The 15,477-nt window shown below is 60.9% G+C and carries 16 protein-coding genes; 3 read left to right on the forward strand and 13 right to left on the reverse strand.

Features of this window, described 5'->3' with window-relative positions:
• Positions 1 to 202 precede the first annotated feature (202 nt).
• Entirely contained in the window at positions 203 to 1,048 is an 846-nt protein-coding gene (locus WA943_RS01415; RefSeq protein WP_424467960.1) for a MerR family transcriptional regulator, read from the reverse strand.
• Positions 1,049 to 1,116: 68 nt separating this feature from the next.
• Positions 1,117 to 2,289 (reverse strand): acetyl-CoA C-acetyltransferase, encoded by a 1,173-nt coding sequence (locus WA943_RS01420; RefSeq protein WP_424467962.1) that lies wholly within the window; start codon positions 2,287 to 2,289, stop codon positions 1,117 to 1,119.
• Between the two features lie 279 nt (positions 2,290 to 2,568).
• Here WA943_RS01420 and WA943_RS01425 point away from each other — a divergent pair, with 279 nt between their 5' ends.
• On the forward strand, positions 2,569 to 2,832 hold the full coding sequence (locus WA943_RS01425; RefSeq protein WP_424467964.1) for a hypothetical protein: 264 nt from the start codon (positions 2,569 to 2,571) through the stop codon (positions 2,830 to 2,832).
• Positions 2,832 to 3,113 carry a cytochrome P450 gene (locus WA943_RS01430; RefSeq protein ID WP_424467966.1) on the forward strand — a complete coding sequence of 94 codons (282 nt, stop codon included), beginning with the start codon at positions 2,832 to 2,834 and terminating at the stop codon, positions 3,111 to 3,113. Before WA943_RS01425 ends, WA943_RS01430 begins: the two co-directional genes overlap by 1 nt.
• Before the next feature lie 127 nt (positions 3,114 to 3,240).
• Here the strand turns inward: WA943_RS01430 and WA943_RS01435 are convergent, their stop codons facing one another.
• From WA943_RS01435 to WA943_RS01480, 10 genes are all read right to left on the reverse strand, one after another.
• Positions 3,241 to 4,374 carry a sulfate/molybdate ABC transporter ATP-binding protein gene (locus WA943_RS01435; protein ID WP_424467968.1) on the reverse strand — a complete coding sequence of 378 codons (1,134 nt, stop codon included), beginning with the start codon at positions 4,372 to 4,374 and terminating at the stop codon, positions 3,241 to 3,243.
• Entirely contained in the window at positions 4,346 to 5,209 is an 864-nt protein-coding gene (gene cysW / locus WA943_RS01440; protein WP_424467970.1) for a sulfate ABC transporter permease subunit CysW, read from the reverse strand. The genes WA943_RS01435 and cysW overlap by 29 nt, the downstream gene beginning before the upstream one ends.
• An 11-nt stretch (positions 5,210 to 5,220) precedes the next feature.
• A complete protein-coding gene (cysT, locus tag WA943_RS01445) occupies positions 5,221 to 6,081 on the reverse strand; it encodes a sulfate ABC transporter permease subunit CysT (RefSeq protein ID WP_424467972.1) in 861 nt (286 codons plus the stop codon).
• Between the two features lie 221 nt (positions 6,082 to 6,302).
• A complete protein-coding gene (locus WA943_RS01450; RefSeq protein WP_424467974.1) occupies positions 6,303 to 7,637 on the reverse strand; it encodes an OprO/OprP family phosphate-selective porin in 1,335 nt (444 codons plus the stop codon).
• A gap of 84 nt (positions 7,638 to 7,721) precedes the next feature.
• Positions 7,722 to 8,741, reverse strand: a complete 1,020-nt coding sequence (locus WA943_RS01455) for a sulfate ABC transporter substrate-binding protein (RefSeq protein WP_424467976.1) — start codon at positions 8,739 to 8,741, stop codon at positions 7,722 to 7,724.
• Positions 8,742 to 8,807: 66 nt separating this feature from the next.
• Positions 8,808 to 9,257 carry an RrF2 family transcriptional regulator gene (locus tag WA943_RS01460; protein ID WP_424467978.1) on the reverse strand — a complete coding sequence of 150 codons (450 nt, stop codon included), beginning with the start codon at positions 9,255 to 9,257 and terminating at the stop codon, positions 8,808 to 8,810.
• Positions 9,258 to 9,487: 230 nt separating this feature from the next.
• Entirely contained in the window at positions 9,488 to 10,999 is a 1,512-nt protein-coding gene (locus tag WA943_RS01465; RefSeq protein WP_424467980.1) for a bifunctional 3-(3-hydroxy-phenyl)propionate/3-hydroxycinnamic acid hydroxylase, read from the reverse strand.
• Positions 11,000 to 11,026: 27 nt separating this feature from the next.
• Positions 11,027 to 11,896 carry a fumarylacetoacetate hydrolase family protein gene (locus WA943_RS01470; protein WP_424467982.1) on the reverse strand — a complete coding sequence of 290 codons (870 nt, stop codon included), beginning with the start codon at positions 11,894 to 11,896 and terminating at the stop codon, positions 11,027 to 11,029.
• Positions 11,897 to 12,095: 199 nt separating this feature from the next.
• Entirely contained in the window at positions 12,096 to 13,016 is a 921-nt protein-coding gene (locus tag WA943_RS01475; RefSeq protein WP_424467984.1) for a VOC family protein, read from the reverse strand.
• Entirely contained in the window at positions 13,013 to 13,702 is a 690-nt protein-coding gene (locus tag WA943_RS01480; protein ID WP_424467986.1) for a TetR/AcrR family transcriptional regulator, read from the reverse strand. The genes WA943_RS01475 and WA943_RS01480 overlap by 4 nt, the downstream gene beginning before the upstream one ends.
• A gap of 188 nt (positions 13,703 to 13,890) precedes the next feature.
• Here WA943_RS01480 and WA943_RS01485 point away from each other — a divergent pair, with 188 nt between their 5' ends.
• A complete protein-coding gene (locus WA943_RS01485) occupies positions 13,891 to 14,685 on the forward strand; it encodes a dioxygenase (RefSeq protein ID WP_424467988.1) in 795 nt (264 codons plus the stop codon).
• On the opposite strand, the gene WA943_RS01490 is transcribed toward WA943_RS01485, so the two are convergent.
• Positions 14,658 to 15,398 (reverse strand): TetR/AcrR family transcriptional regulator, encoded by a 741-nt coding sequence (locus tag WA943_RS01490; protein WP_424467990.1) that lies wholly within the window; start codon positions 15,396 to 15,398, stop codon positions 14,658 to 14,660. The genes WA943_RS01485 and WA943_RS01490 overlap by 28 nt on opposite strands.
• Positions 15,399 to 15,477 lie beyond the last annotated feature (79 nt).

Raw genomic sequence — 15,477 nt, forward strand, 5'->3', positions numbered from 1 at the left:
AAGACCCTCACCCAACCCTCTCCCAGAGGGAGAGGGCTAGAATATTTGTGCGGCAATGCCTTTTCACCCCTCTCCCGCTTGCGGGAGAGGGAGGGGCCCGCGCGGAACGCGTGGGAGGGTGAGGGGCCGGGAAGGCTGGAAGATGGATGGCCCGATCAAGTCGGACCATGACGGTGTGGGGAGTGGTCAGACGGTCGGGCGCCTACGCCGTCCCGTCCTTTTCATCCGGCGTCAAGGCACCCGTCGCGCTGACGCGTTCGACTTCGCGGATGATCTTCTCGATACGGAGCAATGGCATCATTTCATTGATGAGGCGGATGCCATGCGCGGCCATTTGCACGGCCTCTTCGGTCGGAACCTTTTCGCCGAACGCCTTATAGAACTGGGCGACGGCGCGGTGGGCGAGGACCTCGGTGACTTCGGCATAGATGCGATAGACCTCGATGGGAAAGCCCGCTTCGGTCGTGTAGCCCGCTGCGCGCCATTCGCCGATAAGTTCGAGCAGGCGCACATTGCGCTGGTTGAGGAATTCGCTGCCGTCTTTCACGTCGATCGTCAGAAAGCCGATCCCGGCCAGCGCGCGCACGTCGTCCATGCTGACGCCTGCCGCGGACGCCGCATCTTCAAGTTTCAGCGGGCCGAAGTTCCGCCCCTCCGAGAGAAGCGGACCGAGGCGGCTTTCGAGGCCGATGAAGGACTCAAAACCCTTGACCGGATTTTCCTCTTCGGTGGCGACGATGGTCTTGATGACGCTGAGCGGGAGAAACCGTTCCTGCTGAAGGCGCTTGATGAGATTGAGCCGCGCGACGTGAGACGGCCCGTAACTCGCCACATTGCGCTTGGGGCGCACAGGCTCGGGCAGCAAGCCTTCGCGGATATAGAAGCGGATCGTCTCGCGCCCTATTCCGGTTTCGCGTTCGAGCTCTTTCATCTTCATGGGCGTGAACGAAGCCTTTATGGCCGTGGAAGCCTTGAGCGACATATCGACGGCACGCCGGTCAATATAGCCGATACGCCGCGCCGCCGCGATACCCCCATCGGTGCGCACGGCCAGGCGCCAAAAGAAAAAGGCGGAGCATTTCTGCCCCGCCTTTTCACTCGCAGATCGCTCGAGGCTTAGAGGCGCTCGATGATCGTGACGTTGGCAAGACCGCCGCCTTCGCACATGGTCTGGAGACCATAGCGCTTGTTGCGGTTCTTCAGCGCGTAGATGAGCGTCGTCATCAGCTTCGTACCCGAGGCGCCGAGCGGATGGCCGAGCGAGATCGCGCCGCCATTGACGTTGAGACGCGCCGGATCGGCATTGAGCTTCTGGAGCCATGCGGTCGGAACCGATGCGAAGGCTTCGTTGACTTCATAAAGGTCGATATCGTCGATCTTCATGCCGGCCTTTGCGAGCGCGCGCTCGGTGCCGGGGATCGGAGCTTCCAGCATGATGACCGGATCGCCGCCGACAACGGTCATGTGGTGAACGCGGGCGAGCGGCTCGACGCCGAGCTGCTTCAGGCCCTTCTCGTTGACGATCATCACGCCCGAGGCGCCGTCGCAGATCTGGCTGGAGCTGGCGGCCGTGATCGCGCCGCCTTCGACGAGGAGCTTCACGCCCTTGATCGCGTCGAGGTTGGCGTCGAAGCGGATGCCTTCGTCGATCGTGTGCATCTCGGTCTTGCCGTCGGCGGTCGTGATTTCGAGCGCAAGGATTTCATCCTTGAACGCGCCGGACTGCGTCGCTGCAATGGCCTTCTGGTGGCTGTTGTAAGCGAATTCGTCGAGCTGGTCCTTCGTGAGACCGTACTTCTTCGCGATCATTTCAGCGCCGGCGAACTGGCTGAACTGAATGTTCGGGTAACGCTCTTCGATCTTCGGGCTCTTGTAGATGCCGAAGCCGTTCTTGAACGGCAGCGAGATCGGCATGCCCATGGGCACACGCGTCATGCTTTCCACGCCTGCGGCGATGACGATGTCCATCGCGCCCGACATGACGGCCTGCGCGGCGAAGTGGAGCGCCTGCTGCGAGGAACCGCACTGGCGGTCGACCGAGGTCGCGGGAACGCTTTCGGGCAGCTTCGATGCCAGCACCGAGTTGCGCGCGATATTCATGCCCTGCTCACCGGCCTGATCGACGCAACCGACGATCACGTCTTCGATGAGAGCCGGGTCAACCTTCGTGCTGTCGACAAGCGCGTTGAGAATCTTGCCGCCGAGATCGGCCGGGTGCCAATCCTTGAGACGACCGGCCTTGCGGCCACCGGCCGTGCGTACTGCCGCGACGATATAAGCTTCAGCCATGAGGCTATCTCCCTGTCATTGGTCGCGGAAAGCCGTCATTCGGCCTGCCCGCATTATCACGAATGAATTCGATTGAGCGCCATCTTGAGCATGGAACGGCGCTTGTCCAGTCCGTTTGGGGGCCTGTGTCGGCAAGTCTTGTCTGCGAACTGCTACCTCTCATATCGTCATGAAAAGCCCGATTGCAAAGGCAAAACGGCGACGGAGGAAATGACGTAGGGGAAAAGCCACATCCGCGACGCGGGTATGGCGCCCCTTCCGGGGAGGAAAACGAAACCAATGACAAACAAATCCATCGACAACGCGATTGCGGCCCCGAAAACCTATGCCAGCGAGGAAGCGTTCCACACGCTGTTCACAAATCTGCGCCGCGAGGACCCCGTTCACTGGACGGAGCCGGACGACTACCGCCCCTTCTGGACAGTGTCGAAGCATGCCGACATCGCCGAAATCGAAAGGCAGAACGAACTCTTCATCAACGATCCGCGCCTGACGCTGACGACCATCGAGACGGAACGGAAGGTCAAGGCGACAATCTGCTGATGTGCTACTGGTCGGGCAATCGCGACGAGGACGTCTTCGAAGACCCCTTCTCGTTCTGCATCGAACGCAGTCCGAACAAGCACATCGCCTTTGGCTATGGCGCGCATGTCTGTCTTGGCCAGCATCTGGCAAAGATGGAAATCCGCTCGCTCTATCGCGAATTGCTGTCGCGGCTCGACACGATCGAGCTATCGGGCGATCCGGCATGGGTCGAAGCGAACTTCGTGTCCGGCCTGAAGCGTCTTCCGATCCGCTACACGATGAAACGCAAGGCGGCGTGAGCGGCTGGACCGCTCTCTCCTCCACGTCATGCCCCGGCTTGACCGGGGCATCCATCTTCCTTCCGTTGCAACGTAAAGATGGATCACCCGGTCAAGCCGGGTGATGACGAACGATAGTGAGTTGCGCCTACTCCGCCTTGAAGATACGCGCTGCAGTCGCCCGCACGCGAACCTTCTGGCCCTGGCGGATTTCGCCGACCTCGAAAAGCTCGCGCGGGATTTCCGCTTCGATCTGTTCGGCATGTCCCTCGACATCGAGATCGACGGACACAGATGCACCAAACGGACGGATCGCGCGCACGATGGCGGAACGTCCCGCCGCACGGTCGCCCGCCGCGATTTCGATCTCATGCGAACGCACATAGGCAACGGCGGGACCGTCGCGATAGGCCGCACCTTCTGCCACCGGCAGAAGCTCGCCCAGCACTTCGCCCTCGCCATCCTTCAATGTGATGTCGAACCTGGTGACATTGCCGAGGAATTCGCAAACGAAGGGCGTTGCAGGCTCGTCATAGATTTCGGCGGGCGTGCCGATCTGCTCGATCTGACCGGCGCGCATGATGACGACGCGGTCGGCAAGCTCCAGCGCCTCTTCCTGATCGTGCGTCACGAAAATCGTGGTCAGGCCCGTCTCCTGATGGATCTGGCGCAACCAGCGGCGAAGCTCCTTGCGCACCTTCGCATCGAGCGCACCGAAAGGCTCGTCGAGAAGCAGCACTGTAGGCTCGATCGCAAGCGCGCGGGCAAGCGCGACGCGCTGGCGCTGGCCGCCGGAAAGCTGGCTCGGGAAACGCTTGCCCAAACCTTCAAGCTGAACCATTTCAAGCAGGCGATTGACGCGCCGCGCGATTTCCTTGGTGCGCGGTCGCTCAGCACGCGGACGAACACGCAGGCCGAATGCGATATTGTCGAACACCGTCATATGACGGAACAGCGCATATTGCTGGAAGACGAAGCCAACGCGACGCGCGCGCAAGGAGAGATTGGTCGCATCCTCACCGTGGAAATGAATGCGGCCTTCCTCAGGCGCAGACAATCCAGCGATGGAGCGCAGCAGCGTCGTCTTGCCCGATCCCGAAGGCCCGAGCAGCGCCAGCAATTCACCGGGCTCGACAGAAAGCGAAACGCCGTTCAGCGCCGGGAAGGAGCCGAAAGTCTTGCGCAGTTCTTCGACATCGATGCGAACCGGTGCCTGCTTTTCGCGCGCGGCATCTCGCTCCGGACGCTGCGGCTCAGTGCCCTGCGGATGCCGCAAGCTCACGACCGTACCGCCATTCGAGGACGGTTTTGAAGACGAGGGTGACAAGCGCGAGGAGTGCCAGAAGCGAGGCAACCGCAAAGGCTGCAACGAAATTGTACTCATTGTAGAGAATCTCCACGTGAAGCGGCATGGTATTGGTGAGGCCACGGATATGGCCGGAAACAACCGAAACGGCACCGAACTCGCCCATCGCGCGTGCATTGCATAGTAGCACGCCATAGAGGAGTGCCCACTTAACATTGGGCAGTGTCACGCTCCAGAAAGTGCGAAGCCCTGAGGCTCCTAGTGATAATGCGGCTTCTTCGTCATCGGTTCCCTGCGCCTGCATGAGCGGAATGAGCTGACGCGCAACAAAGGGAAATGTAACGAAGATCGTCGCCAGAACAATGCCCGGCACGGCAAAGATGATCTGGATATTGTGTGCCTGAAGGTACTGGCCGAAGAAACCCTGTGCACCGAAGAGCAGCACATAGACAAGGCCGGAAATGACAGGAGATACGGAAAAGGGCAGATCGATCAGCGTGATCAGAAAGCTTTTCGCCGGAAACTGAAACTTCGCAATCGCCCATGACGCAGCAAGTCCGAAAACGATATTCGCGGGCACGGCAATCGCCGACACGAGAAGCGTGAGACGCACAGCAGCAAGCGCATCAGGCTCGACCAGCGCACTGGCATAGGCGGAAATGCCATGACGCAGCGCCTCGACGAAGACGACTAGAAGCGGCAGCAGAAGAAACGCGGCGAGATAGGCGATCGCCAGAAATATCAGCAGCCACTTTGCAAGCGGCCCTTCGGTGATGGGCGAGCCGCGCCCTTTGGATGCGTGGTCGGTCATGACTTTGCTCCTCAGCCCGCAAAGCCGGTGCGACGCCGGCTCCATGCTTGCAAAAGGTTGACGACAAGCAGGACCAGAAAGGAGAGCATCAGCATGATCGCGGCAATGGCCGTTGCGCCTGCATAGTTGAACTCCTCAAGCCGGATGATGATGAGGAGCGGCGCGATCTCGGACTTGTAAGGCAGGTTGCCCGCAATGAAGATTATCGATCCGTACTCGCCGACGGCGCGCGCAAAGGCGAGCGCAAAGCCCGTCAGCAGCGGCGGCAGAAGGGCCGGAAATATGATGCGGCGAACCGTCTGGAAACGCGTCGCGCCAAGCGTCGCCGCCACTTCCTCAAGATCGGCATCGAGATCGGCAAGCACCGGCTGCAATGTACGCACGACGAACGGCAACCCGATAAAGACGCAAGCCACGACAACGCCCGCAGGCGTGAAGGCGATCTTGATGCCCGCCTGCGCGAAGATCGAACCGATCCAGCCATTGGGCGCATAAAGCGCGGCAAGCGCGAGGCCGGACACTGCCGTCGGCAAGGCGAAAGGCAGATCGATCACCGCATCGACAATGCGCTTGCCGGGAAATGTGTAGCGCACCAGCACCCAGGTCACGAGCAGGCCGGCAACCGCATTGATGCTCGCGCCGATAAACGCCGCACCGAAGCTGAGCTTCAGCGCCGAGATCGTCCGCGCCTCGCCGACCAGCGTCCAGAACCCGTCCCAGCCGAGACCGGCCGAGCGAATGAAGACCCCCGCCAGCGGAATGAGCACGATGAGGCTCAGATAGGTCATCGTGAACCCGAACGTCAGGCCGAAGCCCGGCAGGACGGACGGCGTCCGGCGCGGCAGTCGATCGGTCAGGACGGCAAGGCTCATACGGGGGGCTCCTGTAAGGCGGGCACTTTAATGCGCGATCCGCAAAAGTGTAAGCGGTTTCACGCCAAAATCCGGCCTAGGCCTTAATTGCACTTTTTGACTTGTAGATTTAATGGCCGACTATGAAAACCAGGGCCGTTTCGTTGCGTTTCGAGCCTTGCCGGGCGAGGAACCGACCGGCAAGGCCCTGAAATGCGAGACGAAACGCCGGGATCGCGCTGCTACCAGATGACCGCGACGCGGCTCACGAGAGCATCGCCCTTGTCCTGGGCCAGACCCTTCGTTGCATCGAAGTGCACATAATCGACGAGGAGGCGCAGATAGGGGTTCGGATACCAGTTCAGCCCGACGCTGTAATTGGTCTCCTTGCCGCCGACAATGTTCTCGTCGTTGAGATCGAGCGTGCTGTAACGCGTTGCGATTTCCCACGCGCCCCATGTGCCGTTCTTCAGCGAGAAAGGGTTCTTCGGCTTGATGCGGTTGAAAGCGCCGTCCTTGTATTCGCGGTTCTCGCCGGTGAGAACCCAGGACGCCTGCACATAACCGCCGTCAAACGTCACATCGGAAGCGGCGATGCGGTTTGTGCTGGTGCGGCCATATTCCGACTGGAAGAAGATCGGGCCGTATTGACCGGCAAGCTCTCCGCCGATGAAGGAATAGCTCTTCGCATTGATATTGCCGGTATCGACCAGACGCGTGCTGTCGACCGAAATTTCAGGGCCCGTGCGGAAGCGAAGGCCGGATGTGCGCCCGCCCGTATCGCGCCAGTAGCCCGACACGCCGAGATGAAGCGTCTTGTCGACGCCGTTGATGGGCGCATAGGTGAAGCGCGCCGCCGGACCCCAGCCTTCGTCTCTATAGACAGGCGTTGCCGTGCCGCCCGTATTGCCGCCGCCATTGATCGAATAGTTTTCGCCAAAGACACCGACTGTGGCCGTCCAGTTGACGTCGGAATATTTCGCCGAGATGCCCGCCTTGTAGTCGCCGCCTGCCGTGACGCGGTTGGTGAAGGCTTCGACGAAGAGCGGGGATTCGACAAAGAGCGTATCGGTGCTCGGGATCGCCTGTTCCAGCGTGTTCGGCGTCTTGTGCTGGCCGATGGTGAAGACGGTCTTGTCGATGCCCTTGTATTGAATATAGGCGTCCTTCACATCGACCTCGCCCGTCGCGCTGTCGTCGCGCGAGGCATTGCCGACATCGATTTCAAGACGATAAAGCCAGTCGCTCTGGATCGTGCCGTCAATGCCGAGGCGGGCGCGGCGAAGCTGCGTGCCGCTGTTGAAATCATTGGCGCCGGTCTTGTTGTCGAAGACGGCGGCGTCGGCAGCAATCTGTCCACGGAACTTGAAGGCATATTCGCCCTTGCTGTCCGTGAAGTTCGGCGACGGTTTGAATTCCGGCGTCTTGCGGATCTCGGCGATTTCAGCGCGCAGTGCTTCGATGGTCGCTTCAAGATCGTCCACCCGGCTCTGAATATCCGCATCGTTTGCGAGCGCCGGTCCGGCAAGCGTCAGCGCCACAACGCTGGCGCCGAGATAAAGTGAAAACCTGTTCATGGGTCAGCCCCTCTCAGGCGGGTTCGCTATTGCGAGCCCGCGTCGATGAATTGAAATGTTGAAACCGCCAGGATCGCGCCACTCTTACGGGCGGTAGATCTGGTCGAAGATGCCGCCATCGGCGAAGAACTTCTTCTGCGCCTGACGCCAGCCACCGAACTTGTCGTCGATGGTCGCAAGCTTGATCTGCGGGAAACGCTCAAGATCCTTCGGATCGGCCGCCGCCGTATTGCGCGGACGATAGAAATTCGCCGCGATGATCTTCTGTGCCTGCGGCGTGTAGAGATACTGAAGATAGGCTTCAGCCACCTTGCGCGTGCCATTGGCATCGGCATTGCCGTCAACCACGGCAACCGGCGGTTCGGTCAGGATCGAGATCGAGGGATAGACGATTTCGAACTCGCCGGGGAACTGCTTGAGGATCAGATAGGATTCGTTTTCCCAACTGATGAGCACATCGCCGAGGCCACGCTGGGCGAATGTCGTCGTCGAGCCGCGCGCGCCGGTGTCGAGCACGGGCACATTCTTGTAAAGCGAACTGATGAAAGCGCGCGTCTTGGCTTCATCGCCTCCATCCTGCGCATCCGCATAGGCCCAGGCGGCAAGGAAGTTCCAGCGCGCACCGCCCGAGGTTTTCGGGTTCGGCGTGATGACCTGCACGTCCGGCTTCACCAGATCGTTCCAGTCCTTGATGCCTTTGGGATTGCCCTTGCGAACGACGAAATTGATCGTCGAGGTATAGGGCGAGCTGTTATCGGGCAGACGCTTCTGCCAGCTCACCGGAAGCTTGCCGCCGACGGTTGCGATCTGATCGATATCGGCAGCGAGCGCCAGCGTCACCACGTCAGCGCCGAGCCCGTCAACGACGGCACGGGCCTGCTTGCCGGAGCCGCCATGCGACTGGCGAATGATGACGGTCTCGCCCGTCTTGGCTTTCCAGTCCGCGGCAAAAGACTTGTTCACCGCTTCATAAAGTTCGCGCGTCGGATCGTAGGAAACATTGAGCAGCGTCGTGCCGGCCTTCACTTCAAAACTCGAGGCGATCAAAAGTAGCAAACCGCCGATAAGCAGCGCACTGCGTGCGACGAATTTGGAAAGGGTCATGTTCAGTGTTCCCTGTTGCCCTGATTGTCTATCAATCTACTAGTATTAATCGTCAAAATTTTTAGGTCAGAGACCGAGAGCCTGGTTCCGTTCTGACCCAACGCCCCCGCGACAAGCCTGTTCCAGCGTCATGCCGTCGAGAATGCTGGCGGCCGCATCGCGGACCTCCCGCATCGTCCGGCGAATGGCGCAGGCCTTCTCATCCTTGCAATCGACGCAACGCCTGTAGCCCGTCAGGCTCGCACAAGGGATCGGCGCGAGCGGCCCATCCATGATGCGAACGATCTGGCCAAAGGTGATCGCGTCGGCAGGCTTTGCCAGCGTGTAGCCGCCATGCTTGCCGCGATGGCTGTGGATGAGGCCCTGCTTGCGCAGTTCCAGCAGAATGAGTTCCAGAAACTTGCGCGGAACATGATGCTGCTCGGAGATATCTCCGGCTTGCAGCAACTCTCCGTTTTTCTGGTCCGCCAGAGCGAGCATGGCTTTCAACGCGTATTTTGCTTTTTGCGACAGCATAATTGTCTATCAAGGTTGTAGGGTAAACAGCGACAAAGCGGCGTGTCAAACATAAATTCACACGCCGCGGTGGGAATCGTTAGGTAATACATAAAATTTACTGTTAAATAGGAGTCTCAGCATTTCAGCCGGTTTCCCGACTGACCGAAGCAATTATGCCAAAAATGTGCATGAACCGAAATGGCTTCAAGCCGGAAACCGCAGAAATGGCGCGGACAGAATAAAGCCGATCAGGCTGCTGCGGTTCCACTGGCGAGATAGGCATCCCAAGCATCGAGCAGGCCCGCCGCCTCGCCACAGCCAAAGACATGCCGGTCCGGCCGAACCAGGATCGCTCCGGCACCGGCCATCAATGCCTCAAGATCGCCCTCGGCATCGGCAAGCGCGCCGGCCTCGATCGCAAATCCGCCACCCGCTGCAAAGCGGCTCGTGAGGCTCGCAGCAACCGGCCCGCGCGTGACCAGAAGCGGCGCGAGGCCCGCATCTTCATCGAGCCGTCTGCGCGATGCGCCCTCGCCGAGCCAGGGCTCGGGAAATACAGCGCCCGCCGAAGCATGGCCCGCCACGATGCCGCTCGCCAATCCGGCAAGCCCCGGCATGGCGCTGAAGCGATCCGCCTCGGGCTTTGCCGTCATATCGCGATCGCGCGCGGCGGCGCGGGCGTCATCCTGCGTGCAGACAAGCTGGCCCATGAAGACCGCTATCTCCGTGATCGACTGGACATGAGGCGCGCGCTCTACCTGATAGCTGTCGAGCAGCACGGGCACGGCGCGACCCTGCAATATGGCGGCAAGCTTCCAGCCAAGATTGGCGGCGTCGCGCACGCCCGAGCAAAGCCCCTGCCCCATGAATGGCGGCATCTGATGGGCTGCATCGCCCGCGAGCACAACGCGGCCCTTGCGCCATTCGCGCGCCCGCACCGCATGAAACCGATAGACCGCGCGGCGTTCGATCTCGACATGCGCCGGATCGACAAAGGGCGCAACGAGTTCGTCAATGCGCGCATCGCTTGAAACATCTTCAGCCGTTTCGCCCGGCCGCATCATGAACTCCCAGCGATGCCGCCCCGGCGCCATCGGCATCGAGGTGACGGGACGCGCCGGATCGCAAAGCTGCAAGCCGACCGTGCTGAGATTGCGCAAACCATTCTTCAGCCGCGCATCCACGACAAGCCAGGGCTCATCAAAGCCCATATCCTCAAGCTCGATGCCCGCATGCTTGCGCACAAGGCTCGCGCCTCCATCGCAGCCGACGAGAAACTTCGCCTCGACTTCATAAGGGCCGTCCGGCCCCTCAATCTGCGCCCGCACGCCATCCTCATGCGCCGCATAAGCGACAAGCGTATGGCCGACCCGCGCGGAAACAAGATCGAGCGCCGTGAGTCGCGCGCGCAATGCGTGCTCCAGCGTCGGCTGATGAAACATCGAGCTTGGCGGAAAGCCGGTCGGTGCAATCCCGCGTCCGGGCGCAAACCCCATCAGCAGCGCACCATCGGCGGCGCGAAACTCATAAGTCGACAAGGGCTGGCTCGCCGCGAGCACGGCATCGGCGCCGCCCGCAAGATGCAGAAGCCGCATCGTCTCATGGTCGAGATGAGCGGCGCGCGGAAGCGGATAGACCTGCGTGTCACGCTCAACGGCGATGACGCCGATCCCGAGCCGCGCGAGATAGATGGCAAGCACCGCACCGACGGGCCCAAGCCCGGAAATCAGTACATCGGTTTGTTCCACGCGCCCGCTCATGTCGTTCTCCAAAAACAGATGTTTCCGTCAGCCGATCACGGTCTCGGCATTTTCAGGAACGACCCGATTTTCGATATAGCCGAGCTTGTCGATCTCGACCTTCACCACATCGCCAACCTTGAGCGTCACCGGCGGCTTCATCGCCATGCCGACGCCGCTCGACGTGCCGGTGAAAATAATGTCGCCGACATCGAGCGTGAAAGCCTGAGTGAGATGCGCGATCTCGTCGAAGCAGTTGAAGATCAGATGCTTCGTGTTGGAGTTCTGCCGCAACTCGCCATTGACCCACGCCCGGATGCCCAATGCATGCGGATCGCCCACTTCATCGGACGTCACGATCCACGGACCGATGGGTCCGTGGGTGTCGAAGGATTTTCCGATCTGCCATGTATTGGTGCGGAGCTGCCAGTCGCGCACTGAAACGTCGTTGCCGACAAAATAGCCCGCTATGACTTCATGCGCGCGCTCGGCGGGCACATGCTTGCAACGCTTGCCGATGACGAAACACATCTCCGCTTCATAATCGAGCATGGAAGAGACGGCCGGAAGATTGATCGTGCCGTAAGGGTCTTGCACGCAATTATGCTGCTTGTTGAACCAGACCTGATGTTCGGGAAGCTTCATGCCGCTCTCCTCGACATGGTCGCGATAGTTGAGACCTATGGCGAGTATCTTGCCCGGATTGAGAATCGGCGCGCGCAGCGTCACCTCGGCAAGCGGAATGGCTTTCGCCGTACCCGCGACATCCCTCGCCCGCGCCATCGCCTTTGCATCGCCGAGAAAGCCGATCATCTCGCGCGGCAGTTCCGGCGCGGCAGCAGCAAGATCGACAATGCCGTCGTCACGAACGACGCCTATGCGCGTGGCGCCCTGATGGGTGAAGGTTGCAAGCTTCATGGAAGGTTCCTTGTTCTGTGAGATCGCGTCTGGCGCAATCATCCAATCCATTCACTATCCGTCATCCCGGGACTTGTTCCCGGGATCCATGGGCGCTGACGGCACCCTGAGAGAAGATGGGTCCCGGGAACAAGTCCCGGGACGACGCCGCGATTGCAGTCAGCTCGTCAGAGTTATTCTTTGTACGTCTTATATAAAATCAGCTTCCCATGCTCGGCGGCGCAGGCGGCCCCCACTGGTTACCCATCAGATCCTCAAGCCCGAGCTGATTGGGTGGCGTCTCATTGTTGAAGAGATCGCCATCGGTCCAGTGCTCGACCGTGTGGCCCCATGGATCGCGCCAATAGTCGAAAATCTGGCTGCCGAGAATATGCCGCCCGACGCCCCATTCATGGCGACGGCCTGCATCGACGAGATGCTGATGGCCCGCCATCAGATCGTCCATATTGGCGACCTCGAAAGCGGCGTGATTGAACCCGCGCTTGCCGGTGCCGACGAGAAAAAGCGTGTGGTGATCGACATGGATCGGCCCGCGGTCGCAGCGCAGGAAAGCGCCGAGCGGCATGTCGGGCGCGAGCGCGATTTCATCCGATGTCACAAAGCCGAGCCTGCTCTTGTACCAGGCCTCGCTCTTGCGAAAATCGGTGACGTTGATGACGGCATGGCCGAGACGCTTCACCTGCGATGGGCCGGGCGCGACCCGCAACGCCGATCCGGCGCGGATGCGCGCATCGCCGTCATTGTGAACGAGCTTGCGCCATGTCGGCAGAGCGTCCGGGGTCGCCTGACCGGCAACGACATCGACCGGGAAACCATCGGGATCGGTGAGCCGCACAATCTTTCCGCCGCCCGGCGCGGCACTATCCTCGACCGCGACATTATTTTCGGAGGCAAGACGCGAAAGATCGTCAAGATTTTCGGCATAAAATCCAAGACCGACAAATCCCGGCTCGCCCTTTTCGGTGACGTGACAAAAGGGTCGTGCATCGCTGCCGCGCGCATAAAGAACGCTGTCGCTCTTCGCGGCGACGCTCATTCCGAATTCACTCAGGAATGTTTCCATCTCGCCCAGATCAGGCGCACGAAAACGCACATAGGCAATATCGGTAACGCGGATCATAGAAACCTCCCGTGTCCAAGAAGCGTCACACCGTCAATCGAGAATGGTCTTTTGAGAATGCGTTCGATCTCGTCGGCCTTGAGGCCGAGCGCCTGCAGCAGAGCGACCGTCATGTCGCGCGCATAGCCCTCGCCGCGCGCAATCTCTTCGCCCGCAGCCGTATCGAGCAGATGGCGCATGGCGACCGTCGTTATGCCGATAACGACATGCAGCGCCGCATCGAGGCTCGGCACGCGCATACGCTCCGATTCAATTCCTTGCCTGAGATCGCCGATGAGATGCTGATTGGCGCCGCCCGCCGCCTCGATGCCGCCATTATAGATACGCGCAAGCATGCGGGCATGAACGGGATCGCGCACGACAAGCGCCAAGAAAAGCCGCGCGCCGCGCGACACGCGCTCCGCCGGGTCGTCTATGCCGCGATTGATTTCCTCGACCGCCGCATTGAGCTGATGACGAATGACGGAAGCGACAGCGCGCGCAATGTCGGCCCGGTCGGTGAAATAATTATAGAAGGTGCCCTTCGCGACGCCCGCAAGATCGACGATTTCGTCGATGGTCGTCGCATCTACGCCTTGCCGCGCAAAGAGCCGCGTCGCCGCCTCGACCAGCAGAAGCCGCATGCGTTCGCGTCGCCGCGAACCCGCCTCATCAACCTTCTGCATCGCCGCTGTTTTGCCAGCCATCGACCGCACTCCATCCCGATATGACTATTTGGTCATAAAATGACTGTTTAGTCAATATGGTGGAATCCGGGCGATTTGCATCGCTCCCGCAACAATGCATTGCAAGGCGCTTGCTTCACCGCGCCTGCGGCAACGACTATCTATGGTGTCAGCGCGAAGCGCTTCACGCCCGAAAGCGAGTTTCAGCCATGACGCATGCCCCCAGTCTTTTTGTTTCTCACGGCTCGCCCATGCTGGCGCTGGAAGACGGGCCCGCCCGCCGCTTCCTCACGCAGCTTGGCCCACGCCTCGGCAAGCCTGCGGGTATCGTCGTCGTCTCGGCACATTTCGAGGAAGCGGAACCGACCGTCACCTCAAACCCGCACCCCGAAACCATCCACGATTTCGGCGGCTTCCCCCGCGCGCTCCATGAAATGCTCTATCCCGCACCCGGCTCGCCTGCGCTTGCCGACATGATCCGGCGCGCCCTTGCCGCAGCCGGCATCGAAAGCGTCGAGGATGCAAAGCGCGGCCTCGATCATGGCGCATGGGTGCCGCTCGGCCTGATGTTTCCGAAAGCCGATGTGCCGGTCGCGCAGCTTTCAATCTCGCCGGATCGCGACCCCGCCTGGCACTATGCGCTGGGCGAAGCGCTCCGCCCCTTGCGCGAGGAAAATATCCTGATCCTCGGCTCCGGCTCAATCACGCATAACCTGCGCGAACTTGAGCGCCCGACGCCCGACGCCGCCCCGGCACCCTGGGCTGAAGCCTTCACCGAATGGGTTTTTGAAAACGTCGCGGCTGGCCGCACAGACGCGCTGCTTCACTATGAAGACCGCGCGCCACAGCCCGCCCGCGCCCACCCGACCGACGATCACTTCCTGCCATTCTTTGCAGCGCTCGGCGCGGGCCTGCCCGGCGAGCCGGTGGAACGGCTCCACCACAGCTTTACCTATGGCTCGCTCGGTATGGACGTTTACGCCTTCGGGCGCTTGCCCGCCTGACGCTTCCCGGCATTCACCGCGCGAGACGGGCTGTCATCGGGCAACAGCCCCTCAAACAGCATGTTGATCTGCGTTTCGGCCAGCGTCTCCCGGGACCAGGGGAAATCCACATGGGTGATGAGAAGCGCGACGATGCCATGCCCCGCCGCCCAGATCGCCTCGGCCATCACTTCCGGGTCGCCCTTGCGGATGAGGCCGGAGGCGACAAGCTCGCGCACCTGATCCTGCATATGCCCATAGGCAATCCGGCCCTTTGACGGCTGGATCGGCGGCGTTTCACCAGGCACGGGCCGATGCCCGCCCTGCCGCCTCAGGCCCGGCGCATGGGTCATGAAAACCAGCCGATACTCCTCGGGATGCTCCAGACCGCTGGCGACATAATTATGCATGGAGCGTCGCAACCGCTGCACGGGGTCGGCGACTTCCTGAGCCGTCTTCAGGCTTCCCTCGATAAGCAGCGTGAAGAAATCCTCGGCGATGGAAAAGAGGATCGCGTCCTTGTCCTGAAAATGCTGATAGATCGCCGCCTGCGTGATGCCTACACGCCGGGCGATGTTGCGCATCGAAACCTGCTCGATGCCGCCCTCGCCGAACAGCGCCTTCGCAGCCTCAATGATCTGTGTCCGGCGCTCTGCGGGCGGCAGACGTCTGCGGGGCAGCTTGAGGCCCGGGCGAGCGGATATTTTTGCCTTGCCGGCTTTTTTTAACGTCATTTCCCTACCTAACACCGTTAGGGAGGACTTGACCAGCGCCCGGAACCCACTAAATAAACGCTGTTCAGTAATACATTGG

It is taken from the genome of Parvibaculum sp. (assembly GCF_049651025.1).
Classification (GTDB): domain Bacteria; phylum Pseudomonadota; class Alphaproteobacteria; order Parvibaculales; family Parvibaculaceae; genus Parvibaculum.

What these genes read in the sequence shown, in the direction of transcription:
- WA943_RS01420 (WP_424467962.1), bottom strand. Translation starts at nt 2,289, where the DNA reads ATGGCTGAAGCTTATATCGTCGCGGCAGTACGCACGGCCGGTGGCCGC.
- WA943_RS01425 (WP_424467964.1), top strand. Translation starts at nt 2,569, where the DNA reads ATGACAAACAAATCCATCGACAACGCGATTGCGGCCCCGAAAACCTAT.
- WA943_RS01430 (WP_424467966.1), top strand. Translation starts at nt 2,832, where the DNA reads ATGTGCTACTGGTCGGGCAATCGCGACGAGGACGTCTTCGAAGACCCC.
- cysW (WP_424467970.1), bottom strand. Translation starts at nt 5,209, where the DNA reads ATGACCGACCACGCATCCAAAGGGCGCGGCTCGCCCATCACCGAAGGG.
- cysT (WP_424467972.1), bottom strand. Translation starts at nt 6,081, where the DNA reads ATGAGCCTTGCCGTCCTGACCGATCGACTGCCGCGCCGGACGCCGTCC.
- WA943_RS01450 (WP_424467974.1), bottom strand. Translation starts at nt 7,637, where the DNA reads ATGAACAGGTTTTCACTTTATCTCGGCGCCAGCGTTGTGGCGCTGACG.
- WA943_RS01455 (WP_424467976.1), bottom strand. Translation starts at nt 8,741, where the DNA reads ATGACCCTTTCCAAATTCGTCGCACGCAGTGCGCTGCTTATCGGCGGT.
- WA943_RS01460 (WP_424467978.1), bottom strand. Translation starts at nt 9,257, where the DNA reads ATGCTGTCGCAAAAAGCAAAATACGCGTTGAAAGCCATGCTCGCTCTG.
- WA943_RS01465 (WP_424467980.1), bottom strand. Translation starts at nt 10,999, where the DNA reads ATGAGCGGGCGCGTGGAACAAACCGATGTACTGATTTCCGGGCTTGGG.
- WA943_RS01470 (WP_424467982.1), bottom strand. Translation starts at nt 11,896, where the DNA reads ATGAAGCTTGCAACCTTCACCCATCAGGGCGCCACGCGCATAGGCGTC.
- WA943_RS01475 (WP_424467984.1), bottom strand. Translation starts at nt 13,016, where the DNA reads ATGATCCGCGTTACCGATATTGCCTATGTGCGTTTTCGTGCGCCTGAT.
- WA943_RS01480 (WP_424467986.1), bottom strand. Translation starts at nt 13,702, where the DNA reads ATGGCTGGCAAAACAGCGGCGATGCAGAAGGTTGATGAGGCGGGTTCG.
- WA943_RS01485 (WP_424467988.1), top strand. Translation starts at nt 13,891, where the DNA reads ATGACGCATGCCCCCAGTCTTTTTGTTTCTCACGGCTCGCCCATGCTG.
- WA943_RS01490 (WP_424467990.1), bottom strand. Translation starts at nt 15,398, where the DNA reads ATGACGTTAAAAAAAGCCGGCAAGGCAAAAATATCCGCTCGCCCGGGC.